General features: G+C 65.2%; 16 protein-coding genes and 1 pseudogene. 9 read left to right on the top strand and 8 right to left on the bottom strand.

Annotated elements, in window-relative coordinates:
• On the bottom strand, positions 1-1179 hold the full coding sequence (locus VJ897_RS04755; protein ID WP_324053739.1) for a biopolymer transporter ExbB: 1179 nt from the start codon (positions 1177-1179) through the stop codon (positions 1-3).
• Between the two features lie 70 nt (positions 1180-1249).
• Positions 1250-1771, bottom strand: coding sequence for a gamma-glutamylcyclotransferase (locus VJ897_RS04750; RefSeq protein WP_324053737.1), 522 nt, complete (start codon positions 1769-1771; stop codon positions 1250-1252).
• Between the two features lie 70 nt (positions 1772-1841).
• On the opposite strand from VJ897_RS04750, the gene VJ897_RS04745 reads away from it, so the two are divergent.
• Positions 1842-2846, top strand: coding sequence for a DUF2125 domain-containing protein (locus VJ897_RS04745; protein WP_324053735.1), 1005 nt, complete (start codon positions 1842-1844; stop codon positions 2844-2846).
• A gap of 192 nt (positions 2847-3038) precedes the next feature.
• Here VJ897_RS04745 and clpA read toward each other — a convergent pair whose 3' ends face one another.
• Both clpA and gloB read right to left on the bottom strand, forming a co-directional pair.
• Positions 3039-5363 carry an ATP-dependent Clp protease ATP-binding subunit ClpA gene (clpA, locus tag VJ897_RS04740; RefSeq protein WP_324053733.1) on the bottom strand — a complete coding sequence of 775 codons (2325 nt, stop codon included), beginning with the start codon at positions 5361-5363 and terminating at the stop codon, positions 3039-3041.
• Positions 5364-5568: 205 nt separating this feature from the next.
• Positions 5569-6333 carry a hydroxyacylglutathione hydrolase gene (gene gloB, locus VJ897_RS04735; RefSeq protein WP_324053732.1) on the bottom strand — a complete coding sequence of 255 codons (765 nt, stop codon included), beginning with the start codon at positions 6331-6333 and terminating at the stop codon, positions 5569-5571.
• Positions 6334-6395: 62 nt separating this feature from the next.
• Between gloB and VJ897_RS04730 the strand changes: the two are divergent.
• The 7 genes and pseudogenes from VJ897_RS04730 to VJ897_RS04700 form a co-directional block, all read left to right on the top strand.
• Positions 6396-7142, top strand: a pseudogene (locus VJ897_RS04730) (methyltransferase domain-containing protein); the annotation flags it as partial.
• A gap of 320 nt (positions 7143-7462) precedes the next feature.
• Positions 7463-8035 (top strand): F0F1 ATP synthase subunit delta, encoded by a 573-nt coding sequence (locus VJ897_RS04725; protein WP_324053730.1) that lies wholly within the window; start codon positions 7463-7465, stop codon positions 8033-8035.
• A complete protein-coding gene (gene atpA / locus VJ897_RS04720) occupies positions 8035-9573 on the top strand; it encodes a F0F1 ATP synthase subunit alpha (protein ID WP_324053728.1) in 1539 nt (512 codons plus the stop codon). The genes VJ897_RS04725 and atpA overlap by 1 nt, the downstream gene beginning before the upstream one ends.
• A 35-nt stretch (positions 9574-9608) precedes the next feature.
• Entirely contained in the window at positions 9609-10484 is an 876-nt protein-coding gene (locus VJ897_RS04715) for a F0F1 ATP synthase subunit gamma (protein ID WP_324053726.1), read from the top strand.
• Positions 10485-10503: 19 nt separating this feature from the next.
• On the top strand, positions 10504-11928 hold the full coding sequence (gene atpD / locus VJ897_RS04710; RefSeq protein WP_324053724.1) for a F0F1 ATP synthase subunit beta: 1425 nt from the start codon (positions 10504-10506) through the stop codon (positions 11926-11928).
• A 9-nt stretch (positions 11929-11937) separates the two neighbouring features.
• Positions 11938-12375: a F0F1 ATP synthase subunit epsilon gene (locus VJ897_RS04705; protein WP_324053723.1), complete on the top strand. Its 438-nt coding sequence runs from the start codon at positions 11938-11940 to the stop codon at positions 12373-12375.
• Positions 12376-12580: 205 nt separating this feature from the next.
• On the top strand, positions 12581-12931 hold the full coding sequence (locus VJ897_RS04700) for an H-type lectin domain-containing protein (protein ID WP_324053722.1): 351 nt from the start codon (positions 12581-12583) through the stop codon (positions 12929-12931).
• A gap of 29 nt (positions 12932-12960) precedes the next feature.
• Here the strand turns inward: VJ897_RS04700 and VJ897_RS04695 are convergent, their stop codons facing one another.
• Positions 12961-13977, bottom strand: a complete 1017-nt coding sequence (locus tag VJ897_RS04695; protein WP_324053720.1) for a ribose-phosphate pyrophosphokinase — start codon at positions 13975-13977, stop codon at positions 12961-12963.
• Between the two features lie 95 nt (positions 13978-14072).
• Between VJ897_RS04695 and VJ897_RS04690 the strand changes: the two genes are divergently transcribed.
• A complete protein-coding gene (locus VJ897_RS04690; protein WP_324053718.1) occupies positions 14073-14669 on the top strand; it encodes a 2-hydroxychromene-2-carboxylate isomerase in 597 nt (198 codons plus the stop codon).
• Here VJ897_RS04690 and VJ897_RS04685 read toward each other — a convergent pair.
• The 3 genes from VJ897_RS04685 to VJ897_RS04675 are packed head-to-tail and all read right to left on the bottom strand — an operon-like array spanning position 14666 to position 17105.
• Positions 14666-15715, bottom strand: coding sequence for a threonine aldolase family protein (locus VJ897_RS04685; RefSeq protein WP_324053715.1), 1050 nt, complete (start codon positions 15713-15715; stop codon positions 14666-14668). The two genes, VJ897_RS04690 and VJ897_RS04685, sit on opposite strands and share 4 nt — an antisense overlap.
• Positions 15716-16186: a YcgN family cysteine cluster protein gene (locus tag VJ897_RS04680; protein ID WP_324053713.1), complete on the bottom strand. Its 471-nt coding sequence runs from the start codon at positions 16184-16186 to the stop codon at positions 15716-15718.
• Positions 16179-17105 (bottom strand): bifunctional riboflavin kinase/FAD synthetase, encoded by a 927-nt coding sequence (locus VJ897_RS04675; RefSeq protein WP_324053711.1) that lies wholly within the window; start codon positions 17103-17105, stop codon positions 16179-16181. Before VJ897_RS04675 ends, VJ897_RS04680 begins: the two co-directional genes overlap by 8 nt.
• Between the last annotated feature and the right edge of the window lie 108 nt (positions 17106-17213).

Below are 17213 nucleotides of genomic sequence, written 5' to 3'. Positions count from 1 at the left end.
TTACGACCCCCCGTCGGTCTGGTTCTGCCGCGCGGCGCGCTTCTGGCCCTGGCGCAGGCTGCGCGACAGGGCGGCGACCTCGGTGCGAAGGTCCTGCACGACTTCCTGCCGGCCGGCCGACATTTCTTCGAGGATGCGCATCAGCCCGACGTCGATCGACCGCAGGCGCATCCGGCTTTCGGCGTCGATCCCTTCCATGCCGCTCTCCTTCATGGCCTGGACCATGGCCTCCTGGCTTTCGGCGATGCGGGCAAGCTGGCTTGCGGTGTCGTCCTGTTCCAGCCGATGGGCCAGCCGTTCGACCGTTCCGGTCAGCACCTGCAGGCGATCGTCCACCCGGGCGCGCCCGTCGTCGGTCTGGATCAGCATCCGCTGGAGTGTTTCCATCTGGTCGGACATCTGATCGACGATGCTCGCCAGCGCGCTGGTCTCGCTGCCGTCGTCATCGGCCATGCCGACCCGGGTGATCGACGAAAGCCATTCTTCCAGTTCGCGGTAGAAGCGGTTCTGCCCGTGGCCCGCGAACAACTCCAGCAGGCCCACCACCAGCGATCCGGCCAGCCCCAGCAGCGACGAGGCAAAGGCGACGCCCATGCCGCCAAGCTGGGCTTCGAGACCTCGTTGCAGGCGGGTGAAGATGTCGACGCCGCTCTCGCCTTCTTCGGGGTTGAGGGATCGGATCGTCTCGACAAGCCCGGGCACCGTGGTGGCCAGCCCGTAGAAGGTACCCAGAAGGCCGAGGAAGATCAGCGTATTCACGATGTACCGCGTGATCTCGCGATCCTCGTCGATCCGCTGGGCCACGGATTCCAGGATCGAGCGCGACGATGACGACGACAGCTGCATCCGTGCCCCGCGCGAGCGCAGCAGGGTTGCCAGCGGCGCCAGCAACTGTGGCGCGCGGATCACCTCGTGCCCCGGGCGGGACAGGGCGAACCCCTCGATCCAGCGGACCGAGCCGATCAACTGGTAGACCTGCCCGAAACAGGACAGCACACCGATCACGAAGACCAGCGCGATGAAACCGTTCAGGTAGGGATTGGCCAGGAACACGCCCGAGACCCGCGGATAGGCAAAGACGGCCCCTGCGGAGACCAGTCCGAGCACGATCAGCATCGAGATGATCTGCCGCACGGGTTGAGAGAAATGTGGCTCGGCCTCTGGGTCCCGTGTCGCCATGAATAGCACCGGTGTTGTTCTTTCGCGGGACCATAGGGTGTCACCGGCGAAAACCCAAATGAAAAAGGGGTTATCCGGCGATCCGGGGCACGCGTTTGGCCAGCCAATCCATGTCCGGATCGCGGATTCCCATCTGGTGCAGATGGGCATGGGTGTTGAGCAGATAATCCCGGTTCGGCCCGCGCCCGCCGGTGGCGCGTGCGATCATCTGCGCCTGGGTTTCCAGCGGGAAGTCAACGTATTGCCGGTGGTGCGGGTCGATGACATAGGCCAGCGCCTCGACCGCGCGGCCGTCGGCCAGGCGCAGTGGCACGTGCCGTTCGATATAGGCGGCCGAGACCAGTTCCCGTTCACGCAGGTAGGCAAGGACCGTCTCGGCCTCGTGCGGGGCCGCCTTCAGGGCGACGCCAGTGCACTGCGCCCCCGGGGCGTGGTCCAATGCCAGAACGAGGCCGGGCGTTTCCTGGGTGCCGCGGTGATGGATCGAGAGCATGCAGAAACTGCGGTGGTAATCCGCCAGCACGGCAGTGACCTGGTCCACGGGCTCGAACCCGGGGTTCCACAGCAGCGATCCATATCCGAACACCCACATGATCTGGTCTCTGGTTCTTGTTGCGCGGTCCCTGTAAACACCAAGCCGAAGACAGGCGAAAGGGCAAGCAATGCGCTGGCTGACGATCATCGTGGCGGGTCTGGCGGCGCTCTACGGGGGCTATTGGTTCTATACCCGTGGCGCGGTGGAGGATGCGATCACCGAGGCCCTGGCCGAGGCCGAGGCAACGGGACGGGTCGAGATCAGCCATTCGGGCTGGGCGACGGCCGGGTTTCCCTCGCGCTTCGATACCACGTTCGATGATCTCCGGATCGAGGACCCGGCCACCGGGTTGGCGTGGCAGGCGCCCTGGTTCCAGGTCTTCGCGCTGTCCTACAGGCCAAACGAGGTTATCGCGGTCTGGCCCGAGACCCAGACGCTGGTGGTGGACGGGCACGAAATGGCGTTGAGCACGGCGCGTATGCGCGCGAGCGCCCGTGTGCGTACCAACGCGGCGCTGTCCTTTCATCGTGCCACGCTCGAGGTCGACGCGCCGCGGCTGCAGGGGCTTGCCGACGGGTCCGAACTGGCCATGGCGCGTCTTCTGGCGGCGATGCGTTCGGCGCCCGAGGTCGCCAACGGATACGACGTTTTCCTGGAGGCGCAGAGCGTCGTGCTGCCTGCGGGCTGGCGCGAGATGCTCGACCCCGACGGCGCACTGCCGCCACTGATCCGGCAACTGCGCATGGACGCCACGGCCAGGTTCGACCAGCCGCTGGACCGCTTCGCGGGGGGGGAGACCCCGGTGGCGGTCGAGGCGCTGTCGGTGCGGGAATTCGGCGCGCAGTGGGGTGACGTGGCGCTTTCGGTCATCGGCGAGGTGACGGCGGATGCCCTGGGCCGCGCCACCGGCAGCCTGACGCTCTCGGTCACGGGCTGGCGCCAGGCGCTGGAGATGGCCACCCGGGTCGGCCTTTTGGAGGAGGGGTTCGATGGCACGCTGGCCTCCATGGGCGCGGCGCTGGACGAGACCCCGCAGATCGCCGAGACGCTGACGCTCACGCTGGTCATGGAAGAGGGGCAGGCGCGGCTGGGCCCGCTGACGATGGGCCCGGCGCCTTTGCTGCGGCCCTGAGGCCTTTGGAGGGGCCAGTTGCCGCCCTTGCAGCGGTCTTGTCGATGGGTGCGGGTGCTTTCGGGTCTGGTCCGGCCCGGGCCATGGACTGTCCGCGTCGCCCACCTTGTCGACAGGACAAACAGGAACGCCCCCGCCGAGGGCGGGGGCGCTTGACTTGGTCATCAGGTCAAACCCCGGTCTTCGCGGCGGTCACTCCGCGGTCAACAGCCGCGGCTTGTCGCCGCCCAGACGCGGGTTCTGCGGCGGCTCGAAGCTCAGGTCCAGTGCACCGTCCTTGACGCCGACCTTCACCAGTCCGCCCTTGGACAGCTTGCCGAAGAGCAACTCCTCGGCCAGGGGCTTCTTGATGTGCTCTTGGATGACTCGGCCCAGCGGACGCGCGCCCATCTTGTCGTCGTAGCCCTTTTCGGCCAGCCACTCCGCGGCCTCGGGCGTCAGGTCGATGGAAACGTTGCGGTCCATGAGCTGCGCCTCGAGTTGAAGCACGAACTTCTCGACCACCTGAAGGATCACATCCTTGGGCAGGGCGCCGAAGGAAATGACGGAGTCGAGCCGGTTGCGGAATTCCGGCGTGAAAGTCCGCTCGATCGCGGCGGTGTCCTCGCCCTCGCGACGGTCTCGGCCAAAGCCGACGGCTTCCTGTGCCTGTTCGGCAGCGCCTGCGTTCGATGTCATGATCAGGATCACGTTGCGGAAGTCCGTGGTGCGCCCGTTATGGTCGGTGAGCTGGCCGTGGTCCATCACCTGCAACAGGATGTTGTAGACATCCGGGTGTGCCTTTTCGATCTCGTCGAGCAGCAGCACGCAATGCGGGCTCTGGTCGACGCCATCCGTCAGCAGCCCGCCCTGGTCGAACCCGACATAGCCCGGGGGCGCGCCGATCAGGCGGCTGATGGCGTGCTTTTCCATGTATTCCGACATGTCGAAGCGCAGCATCTCGACGCCCAGGGTATCGGCCAGCTGCTTGGCGACCTCGGTCTTGCCGACGCCGGTAGGACCCGCGAAGAGGTAGTTGCCGATGGGCTTCTCCGGTTCGCGCAGACCCGCGCGGGCCAGCTTGATCGCGCTGGACAGCGCCTCGATCGCCTTGTCCTGGCCGAAGACCACGCGCTTGAGCGACCCCTCGAGATCCCGAAGCACTTCGGCATCGGTTTTGGAGACGTTCTTGGGCGGGATACGGGCGATCTTGGCGACCACCGCCTCGATCTCTTTCGGGCCGATGGTCTTGCGCCGCTTGCTTTCGGCCACGAGGTGTTGCGCGGCCCCGGCCTCGTCGATCACGTCGATGGCCTTGTCGGGCAGTTTGCGGTCGTTGATGTAGCGCGCGGAAAGTTCCACCGCGGTCTTGATGGCGTCATGAGTATAGCGGATCGCGTGGTGATTCTCGAAATAGGGCTTGAGGCCCTGCAGGATCTTGATCGCGTCCTCGACCGTGGGTTCTGTCACGTCGATCTTCTGGAACCGGCGCGACAGGGCGCGGTCCTTCTCGAAGTGCTGGCGGAACTCCTTGTAGGTGGTCGAGCCCATGCAGCGCAGCTTGCCGCCCTGCAGGGCCGGCTTGAGCAGGTTCGAGGCATCCATCGCACCACCCGAGGTCGCGCCGGCACCGATCACGGTGTGGATCTCGTCGATAAAGAGCACCGCGTCGGGATGGTCTTCCAGTTCCTGAACCACGGCCTTGAGGCGTTCCTCGAAATCGCCGCGGTACCGGGTGCCGGCCAGCAGAGCGCCCATGTCGAGCGAGAAGATCGTCGCACCTCGAAGCACTTCGGGCACCTCGTTATTAACGATCTTGCGCGCCAGGCCCTCGGCAATGGCCGTCTTGCCGACCCCGGGGTCGCCCACCAGCAACGGGTTGTTCTTGCGGCGCCGGCACAGAACCTGCACACAGCGCTCCACCTCGTGGCCGCGACCGATCAGCGGGTCCACCTCGCCCGCATGGGACTTCGCGTTGAGGTCCACACAGTACTTGGCCAGCGCGGATTCGTCCTTGCTGTCCTCGGGTGCGGCGCGGGTGCTGTCCTCGTCGACCTGTTCGGCGCCCGTGACCGGGCGGCTTTCGCCGTAGGCGGGGTCCTTGGCCACGCCATGGGCGATGAAGTTGACCGCGTCGTAGCGGGTCATGTCCTGATCCTGCAGGAAATAGGCAGCGTTCGATTCGCGTTCGGCGAAGATCGCGACCAGGACGTTGGCACCCGTAACCTCGGTCCGGCCCGAGGACTGGACATGGATCGCGGCGCGCTGGATGACGCGCTGGAAGGCCGCCGTCGGCACCGCTTCGGACCCCTCGACCTCGGTCACGAGAGTGGAAAGGTCGTCCTCGATGAACTCCTCCAGCGTCTTGCGCAACGCGTCGAGGTCGACCGAACAGGCTTTCATCACCCGCGCGGCGTCCGGCTCGTCGATCAGGGCCAGCAGAAGGTGCTCCAGCGTGGCCAGTTCGTGGCGCCGCGCATTGGCCAGCGCCAGCGCTCCGTGGATGGACTGCTCAAGTGTCGTTGAAAAAGATGGCACGTTGCGTGCTCCTCTGTCGGGGGTCGTCGGGGGATGGCCCCGTATACGACCGTGGCCTCATACCTTTAAGTTTTGGTTCCATGGCGCAGGTTTCAAGCAAAATCTGCCCCCGAGCCATTCACTTTATCCGCAATGTGCCGCGATGCCTTCAGATTCGGCCCTTTATCAATGCCCCGGACCCGGGCGGACATGACGCAGGCCCCCTTTACTGGAACCGGTCGCGGCGGGCGCGGACCTCGGTAAAGACGTCAACCGCGCTGGCCTCGGGCATCCCGAGCGCCGCTTTCAGGTCGGGCTGGTCGGCGCGCAGGAAGGGATTGGTCGCCTTTTCCTCGGCCAGGGTCGAGGGCACGGTGGGGCGTCCCTCGGCCCGCGCGGCGGCGATGGCCTCGCCTCGCGCCAGCAGGTCTGGGTTGTCCGGATCTACGGTCAGCGCGAAGCGGTAGTTCGTCTCGGTATACTCATGACCCGAGCAGACCCGCGTTTCGTCGGGCAGCGCGCGCAATTTCAGAAGGCTTTGCCACATCTGCGCGGCGGTGCCCTCGAACAGGCGACCGCAGCCCAGCGCCATCAGGCTGTCAGCGGTGAAGACCGCCGCTGCGGCGGGCACGTATGCCGCGATATGCCCTTGGGTGTGTCCCGAGACGTCGAGCACACGCGCCTCGGCCCCGCAAGTGGTGAAGGTATCGCCCTCGGCGACCTCCAGGTCCATCGGGGGCAGGCGGTGTGCATCGGCGGCGGCCCCGATCACCCGGGCCCCGGCGCGCAGGTCGGCGACCCCCTCGACGTGGTCGCCGTGGTGGTGGGTTATCAGAAGGTCGGTCAGCCGCCAGCCGCGGGCTTCCAGCGCGGTGCGTATCGGCGCCGTCTCCGGCGCGTCCACGAGAAGCGTCCGGCCGTCCTGGGGGTCATGCAGGAGGAAGGCGTAGTTGTCCTGCCGGCAAGGGACGGTCACGAGCTCCAGGGGCATGGCGTTTTCTCCTCTCCTTGATAAACTCGGTACGAGTGTGACCGAGGCGGGCGAGTGCTGCAATGCATCTGGACGTGCACGACATCCGGGACTTCTACTATCGCAGCACCCTGGGCCGCGCGGCACAGAGCGTGATCCGGGGTGAACTGCAACGTCTCTGGCCCGAGGCCAAGGGCCAGAACGTGGCCGGTTTTGGCTTCGCGGTGCCCCTTCTGCGGCCCTTCCTGGGCGAGGCGCGGCGAGTCATCGGACTGATGCCCGGCCCCCAGGGCGTGATGTCCTGGCCGGCGGGCCAGCCCAATATCAGCGTCCTGTGCGAGGAGCACCTCTGGCCGCTGGCCACGGGCAGCGTCGACAAGCTGGTGCTGTTGCACGGGCTGGAGACCTCGGACCGGCCAGCCGCGGTACTGGCCGAGTGCTACCGCGTGCTTGGTCCCGGTGGGCGGGTGGTCTTCATCGTGCCAAATCGCGGCGGGCTATGGTCGCGGTCGGATCGCACGCCCTTCGGCTATGGGCGCCCCTATTCCCTTTCCCAGCTCGAGGCGCAGCTCCGCGGCGCGGGCTTCGTGCCTGAACGGGCGCTCTCGACGCTCTACCAGCCGCCGTCGCGCCGTCGCACCTGGCGCAGGTTCGGCCGGGTGCTGGAAACAGTCGGCCGCCATCTGCCGGTCTTTGCCGCGGGCGGCGTGCTGATGGTCGAGGCCAGCAAGCAGGTCATCGCACCCTCGAGCCCGGGGCTGGCCGAACGGGTGCGGCGGCCGTTGCGCGTGCTGGAGGGCCGTCCGCAGCCGGCCGGTGCGTCCGGGCGGTGGCTGCGGGATGGATGCCGGCCGGATCCCGAGGTGCTGGCGGTGCCGCGGGGTGTATGCGGCAGTATGCCATTGTGTGCGGCTGGCGACCGGACCTCGGTGCAGGATATGGCGCAAAGCGTCGCACCCCGGTGCGACGCCCTTGAAAAAGGCGCCGAAGCCCAGCGCGAAAAGCCGCGCAAGAAGGTTGCCCCACCAAAAGCCCTCTGCTACATCCCGGCCTGATCTCGCGCCCGCTGCATTCCGCTCGGGTAAGTCTCGCTGCCTTCACACCCCCGACAACATGACGGGTGGTCCGTGCGGGCCTTGAAATCGGAAGGGTGGACGTGTCCGAACCAGCTTCGATCTCGACCGGCATCGCCGAGCGCTATGCCACAGCCGTCTTCGACCTCAGCAAGGAGGGTGGGGCCGGCGGCCTCAAGGCCCTCGAAACCGACATTGATGCCCTCTCGGCAGCACTGAAAGACAGTGCCGATCTGCGCGCTTTGCTCGCGTCCCCGATCCATTCGCGTGCCGATCAGGGCAAGGCGATCTCGGCCGTCGCCAAAAAGATGTCCCTGTCCGACACGATGACCAACACGCTCGCCCTGATGGCCGGCAAGCGTCGTCTTTTCGTCGTCCCGCAGATGCTGGCGGCCCTGCGTGCCATGCTGGCCGAGGAAAAGGGCGAGGTGACCGCCGAGGTGGTCACGGCCAAGGCGCTGACCCAGAAACAGTCCGACGCGCTAGCCAAGACGCTGAAAGAGCGTGTCGGCGCGGACGTCCGGATTAATGCGACCGTCGATGAAAGCCTCATCGGCGGTCTTGTTGTCAAGGTGGGCTCGAAGATGATCGATACCTCGATCAAGGCCAAGCTCTCCGCACTCCAGAACACCATGAAAGAGGCCCGGTAATGGCGATCCAAGCTGCAGAGATTTCTGCGATCCTCAAGGACCAGATCAAGAATTTCGGCCAGGAGGCCGAGGTGGCCGAGGTTGGCCGCGTGCTGTCGGTTGGCGACGGGATCGCCCGCGTCTACGGGCTGGACAACATCCAGGCCGGCGAAATGGTCGAGTTCCCCGGTGGCATCCGGGGCATGGCCCTGAACCTGGAAAGCGACAACGTCGGCGTCGTGATCTTCGGGTCGGACCAGGCCATCAAGGAAGGCGACACGGTCAAGCGGACCAATGCCATCGTGGACGTGCCCACCGGTGACGCGCTTCTGGGCCGCGTTGTCGACGGTCTGGGCAATCCGCTGGATGGCAAGGGCCCGATCGAGACGACAACCCGGAGCGAGGCCGACGTCAAGGCCCCCGGCATCATCCCGCGCAAGTCGGTGCACGAGCCCATGGCAACGGGCCTCAAGGCCGTGGACTCGATGATCCCGATCGGCCGCGGTCAGCGCGAACTCATCATCGGCGACCGCCAGACCGGCAAGACCGCCGTGGCGCTGGACACGATCCTGAACCAGAAGGCCTACAACGACGCCGCCGGCGACGACGAGAGCAAGAAGCTCTATTGCGTCTACGTGGCGGTCGGCCAGAAACGGTCCACAGTGGCCCAGCTGGTCAAGAAACTCGAAGAGAACGACGCTCTCGAATACTCCATCGTCGTGGCCGCGACCGCCTCCGACCCGGCGCCGATGCAGTTCCTGGCCCCCTATGCCGCCACCGCCATGGCCGAGCATTTCCGCGACAACGGCCGCCACGCGCTGATCGTCTACGACGACCTGTCCAAGCAGGCCGTGGCCTATCGCCAGATGTCGCTGCTCCTGCGCCGTCCGCCGGGGCGCGAAGCCTATCCGGGCGACGTGTTCTACCTGCACTCGCGCCTGCTTGAGCGCTCGGCCAAGCTCAACGAGGACAACGGCTCGGGGTCGCTGACAGCGCTGCCGATCATCGAAACCCAAGGCGGCGACGTGTCGGCCTTCATCCCGACCAACGTGATTTCGATCACCGACGGCCAGATTTTCCTGGAGACCGAGCTGTTCTACCAGGGCATTCGTCCGGCCGTGAACACCGGCCTGTCGGTGTCGCGGGTGGGGTCATCGGCGCAAACCGGCGCGATGAAGTCGGTCGCCGGCCCGGTCAAGCTGGAGCTGGCCCAGTACCGCGAGATGGCCGCCTTCGCGCAGTTCGGCTCGGACCTCGATGCCGCCACGCAGAAGCTTCTGAACCGTGGCGCGCGCCTGACCGAGTTGATGAAGCAGCCGCAGTATTCGCCGCTGACGAATGCCGAAATCGTCTGCGTCATCTATGCCGGGACGCAGGGGTATCTGGACGATCTTGCCGTGTCAGACGTGGGCCGGTTCGAGCATGACATGCTTCATTTCCTGCGCACCAAGCGCAAGGACGTGCTGGACTACATCACCAAGGACGATCCCAAGATCAAGGGTGAGGCCGAGGAGAAGCTCAAGGCCGCGATTGACGAGTTCGCCAAGGACTTCGCCTGATCTGACTTGAACCGAACCGGAAAGGACGAAGGCTTATGCCAAGTCTCAAGGACCTGAAGAACAGGATCGAGTCGGTCAAGTCGACCCGCAAGATCACCAAGGCCATGCAGATGGTGGCCGCCGCGAAACTGCGGCGGGCCCAGGACGCGGCCGAGGCGGCACGGCCCTACGCCGACCGTTTCAACGCGGTGATGGCGGGACTGGCGGCCAGCGTGGGCGACAGCGACAGCGCGCCCGTGCTGCTGCGCGGCACCGGCGACGACCAGACCCAGCTGCTGGTGGTCCTGACCGCCGAGCGTGGCCTCTGCGGGGGCTTCAACGCCAATATTGCCAAGCTGGCCCGCACCAGTGCCCAGGAGCTGAGCGATCAGGGCAAGACCGTCAAGATCCTGACAGTGGGCAAGAAGGGGCGCGACGCGCTGCGGCGCGACTGGGGCGACCACTTCATCGGTCATGTTGACCTGTCCGAGGTCAAGCACGTGGCCTACGAGAACGCCAGGGAAATCGCCCGGGACATCTTGGGCCGTTTCGACGCGGGCGAATTCGACGTGGCCACGATCTTCTACTCGGAGTTCGTCAACGTCGTTACCCAGAATCCCAAGGCCCACCAGGTGATCCCCTTCGAGGTGCCCGAGGGCACCGAGGCCGAGGGCGGGACGCTGTATGATTACGAGCCCGGCGAGGAAGAGATTCTCGCCGACCTGCTGCCGCGTGGCGTTGCCACGGCGATCTTCGCGGCCCTTCTGGAAAACGGCGCCTCGGAACAGGGCGCGAGAATGAGCGCGATGGACAACGCCACCCGGAACGCGGGCGAGATGATCGACAAGCTGACGATCGAGTACAACCGTTCGCGCCAGGCCGTCATCACCAACGAGCTGATTGAAATCATTTCGGGCGCCGAGGCGCTCTAAGAGAACCGGAGAAACGACAATGGCAAACGCAAAAGGCAAGATCACCCAAGTGATTGGCGCCGTCGTGGACGTGCAGTTCGACGATGAGCTGCCGGCGATCCTTAACGCGCTGACCACCGACAACAACGGAAAGAAGCTGGTTCTCGAGGTTGCCCAGCACCTCGGCGAAAGCACCGTGCGCACCATCGCCATGGACGCCACCGAGGGTCTGGTCCGCGGGCAGGAAGTCACCGACACCGGCGCGCCGATCTCGGTGCCGGTGGGCGACGCCACCCTTGGCCGCATCCTCAATGTCATCGGCGAACCCGTGGACGAGGGCGATCCGGTGGACACCAAGGAGATGCGCCCGATCCACGCCAAGGCCCCGGAATTCCAGGAACAGTCCACCGAGTCCGAGATCCTGGTGACCGGCATCAAGGTCATCGACCTTCTGGCGCCCTATTCCAAAGGCGGCAAGATCGGTCTCTTCGGCGGCGCCGGTGTCGGCAAGACGGTTCTGATCATGGAACTGATCAACAACATCGCCAAGGTGCACTCGGGCTACTCGGTCTTCGCCGGTGTCGGGGAACGCACCCGCGAGGGCAATGACCTTTACCACGAGATGATCGAATCCAACGTCATCAAGCCTGACAATCTGAGCGAAAGCCAGGTCGCGCTGGTCTATGGCCAGATGAACGAACCGCCGGGGGCCCGTGCCCGAGTCGCCCTGACCGGCCTGACCCTGGCCGAGCAGTTCCGCGACCAGTCCGGAACGGACGTTCTGTTCTTCGTCGACAACATCTTCCGCTTCACGCAGGCCGGTTCCGAGGTCTCAGCGTTGCTGGGTCGCATTCCTTCGGCGGTGGGCTACCAGCCGACACTGGCCACCGACATGGGCCAGATGCAGGAACGCATCACCTCGACGAAGTCCGGTTCAATCACCTCGATCCAGGCCGTCTACGTGCCTGCGGACGACCTGACCGACCCGGCCCCGGCCACGACCTTCGCCCACCTGGACGCGACGACGGTTCTGAACCGTGCGATCTCGGAAAAGGGTATCTATCCGGCCGTTGACCCGCTCGACTCCAACTCGCGCCTGATGGACCCGCAGATCGTCGGCCAGGAGCACTACGAGGTGGCCCGCGACGTGCAGGGTATTCTTCAGCGCTACAAGGCGCTTCAGGACATCATCGCCATCCTTGGCATGGATGAACTGAGCGAGGACGACAAGCTGACCGTGGCCCGCGCCCGCAAGATCGAGCGTTTCCTGAGCCAGCCCTTCGACGTGGCCAAGGTCTTTACCGGGTCCGACGGCATCCAGGTGTCGATCGAGGATACCATCGCGTCTTTCAAGGCGGTGGTTGCCGGTGAATACGATCACCTGCCCGAAGGCGCCTTCTACATGGTCGGCGGTATCGAGGACGTGGTCGCAAAGGCCGAGAAAATGGCCGCAGACGCGGCATAAGGAGTCCTCATGGCAAACGCGCTTCACTTCGATCTCGTCAGCCCCGAGCGGCGCCTTGCGCAGCTTGAGGCGACAGAGATCCGCATCCCCGGTGCGGACGGGGAGATGACGGCCATGGCCGATCATGCCCCGACGATCACAACACTGCGCCCTGGTCTGCTGACCGTGACGCATGATGGCGGCTCTGACGATTACGTGGTCTCGGGCGGCTTTGCCGAGATCAATGCCGAAGGGATCACGGTTCTGGCCGAAAAGGCGCTTCCGCGGGGCGAGATGACCCAAGAGGTCTACGAACGCCTCGTCGACGAGGCGCAGCAGGCCTATGACAAAGCCAAGGAGACCTTCAAGAACGAACCCGGTCCCGTCGACGATGCGGCCAAGCTGCTTGCCGACATGGTGGCCATCGGCGGCCATATCGGGCTGACCCCGAGGCAGCCTAACCTGTAAGCGGGCAGGTTTGATCCGGGATTGGGGCGCCTTCGGGCGCCCTTGTCGTTTCTGGCGCCCAAGGCTGACCGCCACGGCTGCCGAGCGCGGGACCCAAGACAGGCAAGGCAGCCTGCGATCATTCCGGTTGCAAGGCGCGTGCCGTGCGCCGAAGATGCCGGAACTGTGACAGAGAGCCGCCGGAGCGGCCTCCAGGGAAAAGCGGATGAAACGGTTTCGAAACCATCTGATCGGCGTCGAACAAGGCGATTTCGTCTTGTTCTCGGATTTCGAGACGGACGGCGAAATGTGGACCGGCGAGGGCGAGCGGCGCATGCGCGCGCGCATCGACTTCTCGGAAAGCTATCGCAAACCACCTGCGGTACAGCTCGCACCGTCAATGTGGGACATATCGAACACCGCCTTCGCACGGGTCGACCTGCGCGCCGAGGAAGTGACCGAAGAGGGCTTTGTCATCGCCTTTACCACCTGGGGCGACACCAAGATCGCGCGGATACGTGTCAGCTGGACCGCCATTGGCGAATTGCGCCATGTCGATGACTGGGATCTCTACTGACCCTTGACGCGGCCGCCGACGTCGCCCGATCAGAGGCTGGTATACATTCCCTCGTAGATCGGCGTCAGGGTCTCGTGGTCGAAAAGCGAGGACACGCTGGTGCCGTTCCAGATGTTGAGGATCGCCTGGGCAAACATCGGCGCGGTACGCACGACGCGGATATTTGGGCAATCCTGCACAGGCTTGGTGGCCTGGATACTGTCGGTGATCACCAGCGACTTCATGACCGAATTGGTGATCCGTTCGACGGCCGGACCGGACAGCACACCATGAGTGATGTAGGAATGAACCTCGGTGGCGCCGTGTTCGATCAGCACCTCGGCGGCCTTGCACAGCGTTCCGGCGGTATCGCAGATGTCGTCGACGATGATGCATTTCTTGCCGCGCACGTCGCCGATCACAGTCATTTCTGCGATCTCGCCGGGTTTCTCGCGCCGCTTGTCGACGATGGCAAGCGGTGCGTTGATACGCTGGGCCAGCTCGCGCGCACGGGCCACGCCGCCCACGTCGGGGCTGACCACCATCACGTCCTGGGCACCCTTGAAATTGTGCTGGATATCCAAGGCGAAGATGGGGCTGGCATAGAGGTTGTCCACGGGAATATCGAAGAAGCCCTGGATCTGGGCCGCGTGCAGGTCCATTGTCAGGATGCGTTCCACCCCGGCCCTGACCAGCATGTTGGCCACCAGCTTGGCCGAAATGGGCGTGCGCGCCTTGGTGCGGCGGTCCTGGCGGGCATAGCCGAAATAGGGGATCACTGCCGTGATCCGCGCGGCGGATGACCGGCGCAGCGCGTCGCACATGATCAGCAGTTCCATAAGGTTGTCATTCGCGGGGTTCGATGTCGGCTGGATCACGAACATGTCCTCGCCGCGTACGTTTTCGAAGACCTCGACGAAAATCTCGCCGTCGTTGAACCGTTCGACCCGGGCATCAACCAGCTCGACGTTGATGCCGCGATGCATGGACATCCGCCGCGCGACGGACTGGGCAAGTGGCATGTTGGCATTGCCCGAGATGAGCTTGGGCTCGACGATATTCGGCATGTGGCGGGACCCCGAGGTGACAGATTCGTGACGTTGACACCGCTTAGCATGGGTCTAACCTGCCGCAAAGAAAGCAGGCAGGGGGTGCGGGGCAAATGCTGCAGATTGACTACTACTTCGTGACGATTTCGCCATTCACCTATCTGGCGGGGACCCGGCTGGAAGAAATCGCCGGGCGTCACGGCGCCCGGATCACCTACAAGCCGCTCGACATCATGGCACTGTTCGCGCGCACCGGTGGCACGCCCCCGGCCGAGCGTCACCCGAACCGACAGGCGTACCGCTTGCAGGACATGCGCCGGTCGGCGGCGCGAGCGGGGATGCCGATCACCCTCAAGCCCGCGCATTTCCCGGCCAACCCGGCGCCGTCCTCCTACGCGATCATCGCCGCGCAAAATGCAGGGGGCGGTGATCTGGGCGGACTGGTCCATGCGATTCTTCGGGCCTGCTGGGCCGAGGAAAAGGACGTGGCCGATGATGGCGTCATCCGCGCGGCACTGGAACAGAACGGATTCGATCCGGGGCTCGCGGACAGCGGTCTTCTGAGCGGGGCCGAGACCTATGCGGCCAACCTCGAAGAGGCTGTCGCGCGTGGCGTTTTCGGCTCGCCCTTCTATGCCGTTGGGGATGAGCTTTTCTGGGGCCAGGACCGGTTGGAAGACCTGGATTTGTACTTGGCGGGCAAGCTCTAGCCCCGCATGACCGACAAGAACGCGTCGACGCCCTCGGGGCCGATGGACCAGTCGCAAACCAGCCGTGCGGTCAGGGGGTCCTCCGGAGAGCCCTCGTGCGGGTCCCCGTCCCAGACGTAATAGTAGGCACCCGCGTCGAGAAGCCGCTTGTGCAGGCGGCGCGGAAAACGTGCGAATATGATGTTTGCGTCCGGTTGATGCAGGAATTCTACGCTGCCTTGCTGCCGCAAGCCGTCGGCAAGCCGGGCGCAGGTCGCGTTGGCGCGGCGCGCCATCTCCAGCCAGAGGTCATCGCCGAGGTAGGCTTCCATCTGGGCCGACAGGTAGCGGTGCTTTGAGAACAGGTGCGCGCCGCGCTTGCGGCGCAACTCGAATTCCCATGCCTTTTCCGGGTCGAACAGGATTACCGCCTCGGCCCCGATCAACCCGTTCTTGGTGCCGCCGAAGCTGACCGCGTCGATCCCCGCCTTCCAGGTCATTTCCGCCGGCGTGCAGCCCAGCGCGACCAGCCCATTGGCAAAGCGCGCGCCGTCAAGGTGGGTCTTCAGCCCGAAATCGCGGGCGATCCCGGTCAGCGCGGCAATCTCCGAAGGGGTGTATACCGTGCCCTTTTCGGTGGCGTTGGTGATGGAGACCGGCCCGCGCTGGGGGCCGTGGACGCCGCGGCTTTCCTCGGCTGCGATGGCCGCCTGCAGAGCGTGCGGGTCCATCTTGGCGTCCCGGTCGCCCACAAGGGTCAGCTTGGCGCCGCCGGAATAGAACTCCGGCGCGTTGCATTCGTCCTCGTTTATATGGGCCATCGCGGTGCAGAAGACCGTGTCCCAGGGGTTCGACATGGTGGCCAGAGCGAGTGCATTGGCCGCCGTGCCCGTGGCCACGAGGTAAACCGATGCGTCCGGCGCCTCGAACACATCGCGCAGGCGGTCACGCACCCTGTCCATGGCCGGTTCCGCGCCATAGGCACTGGTATAGCCCTCGTTGGCGCGGGCCAGAGCGTCGATGACCGCGGGATGGGCCGGGCCGCCATTGTCGGAGGCAAAGAACATCTAGAGTGGCTCCTCGATTATATGGTCTTCCCATTCGTCGTCCGGCGTTTCGAATTCGCTGACCGTCAGGTCCTGCACCGAGACGCCCGCGTCATGTACCGTCCGGGGGTCGCCCGAGATCAGGGGGTGCCAGTGAAACAATTCCCGCCCTTCATGAACCAGCCGGTAGGCACAGGTTTGCGGCAGCCAGTACATGTGCTGTTCGATGGTCTCCGGCGTCAAGCGGATGCAATCGGGCACGAACTGATGGCGAATGTCGTACTGGGTGCAGCGGCAGGTGGCATCGTCCAGCAGGCGACAGGCCACACGGGTCAGGGCGACCTCGCCGGTGTCGGCATCCTCCAGCTTATTCAGGCAGCACTTGCCGCAGCCATCGCAGAGCGCTTCCCATTCTGCCTCGGTCATCTTTCGCATCGGCACACGCGCCCAGTATTCGGGTCGCAGCCCGTCGCGTTTGATCGGATCAGACATGGGCAAGAATGCCCCGGGCCCGGGCACAATCGGCGTTCATCTGGGCGATCAGGGCATCGACATCGTCGAACCATTCTTCGCCGCGCAGGTGCTCGACAAGGGCCACGCTCAGGTGCGCGCCGTAAAGGTCGCCCGCGAAATCGAACAGATAGGTTTCGCAATTGGCGGCGTTGACCCCGAAGGTCGGGCGCACCCCGATCGAGGCGGCGCCCTGATACTGCCCACGGTAAGGGCCGTCTAGAACCTTGACCAGCACGGCGTAGACGCCGAATTTCGGTGGGTACAGCCCGTCTATGGACATGTTGGCGGTGGGAAAACCCAGGTCGCGTCCACGCTGGTCGCCCTGGATCACCGGGCCGTCTATGCGGTGCCAGTGGCCCAGCATCTCGGCGGCGATACGGGGTTTGCCGTCACTGAGCGCGGCGCGGATCGCTGTGGAGGAGGCCGCGCCCGAGGCGGTGCGCAGAATCGGCGCGACGGTTACGCCAAAGCCCATCTCGGACCCGAAGCGGCGCAGGCTGTCGGCATTGCCTGTGCGCCCCTTGCCGAAACAGAAATCCTGCCCGACGACCACATTGGCCACGCCCAGGCTGTCGCGCAGGATGTGTTCGGCAAAAGCCCGATCGCTGAGTTCGGAAATCGCGGCGGTGAAGGGCAACTCGTACAGGTGCTCAACCCCGATCTCTTCCAGCCGGTGCGCGCGGGTCTCGGCGTTCATCAGGCGAAACGGCGGGATCTCCGGGCGCAGGACCTCGCGGGGGTGCGGTTCGAAGGTCAGCACGCCCAGCGGCGCATCCGCGTGGCGGGCGAGGTCGATAACGGCCTGGTGGCCCAGGTGCACCCCATCGAAATTGCCGATCGCGACCGAGGCGCCTTTGTCCTCGGGCGGGACGAAATCTATGTCGCGGGTGATGCGCATGCGCGACGCGTAGCGCGGCGCGGCGACGGTGGCAAGCGCCGGTCGATCCTTGGGGACCTGAAGATAAACCGGCTCGGCCCACGAGGCCGGATCGGGTCGCCGCCGGCG

The sequence above is a fragment of the Salibaculum sp. genome, from assembly GCF_035270045.1.
Taxonomy (GTDB): Bacteria; Pseudomonadota; Alphaproteobacteria; order Rhodobacterales; family Rhodobacteraceae; genus Salibaculum.
Note: the sequence above shows the minus strand (reverse complement) of the source record. Positions and strands in the feature narration are given on the sequence as shown.

Excerpts from the sequence above, each read along its gene's own strand:
- atpA (WP_324053728.1), top strand. The coding sequence starts at position 8,035 with ATGGCGATCCAAGCTGCAGAGATTTCTGCGATCCTCAAGGACCAGATC.
- VJ897_RS04750 (WP_324053737.1), bottom strand. The coding sequence starts at position 1,771 with ATGTGGGTGTTCGGATATGGATCGCTGCTGTGGAACCCCGGGTTCGAG.
- VJ897_RS04685 (WP_324053715.1), bottom strand. The coding sequence starts at position 15,715 with ATGTTCTTTGCCTCCGACAATGGCGGCCCGGCCCATCCCGCGGTCATC.
- atpD (WP_324053724.1), top strand. The coding sequence starts at position 10,504 with ATGGCAAACGCAAAAGGCAAGATCACCCAAGTGATTGGCGCCGTCGTG.
- VJ897_RS04675 (WP_324053711.1), bottom strand. The coding sequence starts at position 17,105 with ATGCGCATCACCCGCGACATAGATTTCGTCCCGCCCGAGGACAAAGGC.
- VJ897_RS04705 (WP_324053723.1), top strand. The coding sequence starts at position 11,938 with ATGGCAAACGCGCTTCACTTCGATCTCGTCAGCCCCGAGCGGCGCCTT.
- VJ897_RS04695 (WP_324053720.1), bottom strand. The coding sequence starts at position 13,977 with ATGCCGAATATCGTCGAGCCCAAGCTCATCTCGGGCAATGCCAACATG.
- gloB (WP_324053732.1), bottom strand. The coding sequence starts at position 6,333 with ATGCCCCTGGAGCTCGTGACCGTCCCTTGCCGGCAGGACAACTACGCC.
- VJ897_RS04700 (WP_324053722.1), top strand. The coding sequence starts at position 12,581 with ATGAAACGGTTTCGAAACCATCTGATCGGCGTCGAACAAGGCGATTTC.
- VJ897_RS04680 (WP_324053713.1), bottom strand. The coding sequence starts at position 16,186 with ATGTCTGATCCGATCAAACGCGACGGGCTGCGACCCGAATACTGGGCG.
- VJ897_RS04715 (WP_324053726.1), top strand. The coding sequence starts at position 9,609 with ATGCCAAGTCTCAAGGACCTGAAGAACAGGATCGAGTCGGTCAAGTCG.
- VJ897_RS04690 (WP_324053718.1), top strand. The coding sequence starts at position 14,073 with ATGCTGCAGATTGACTACTACTTCGTGACGATTTCGCCATTCACCTAT.
- VJ897_RS04755 (WP_324053739.1), bottom strand. The coding sequence starts at position 1,179 with ATGGCGACACGGGACCCAGAGGCCGAGCCACATTTCTCTCAACCCGTG.
- VJ897_RS04745 (WP_324053735.1), top strand. The coding sequence starts at position 1,842 with ATGCGCTGGCTGACGATCATCGTGGCGGGTCTGGCGGCGCTCTACGGG.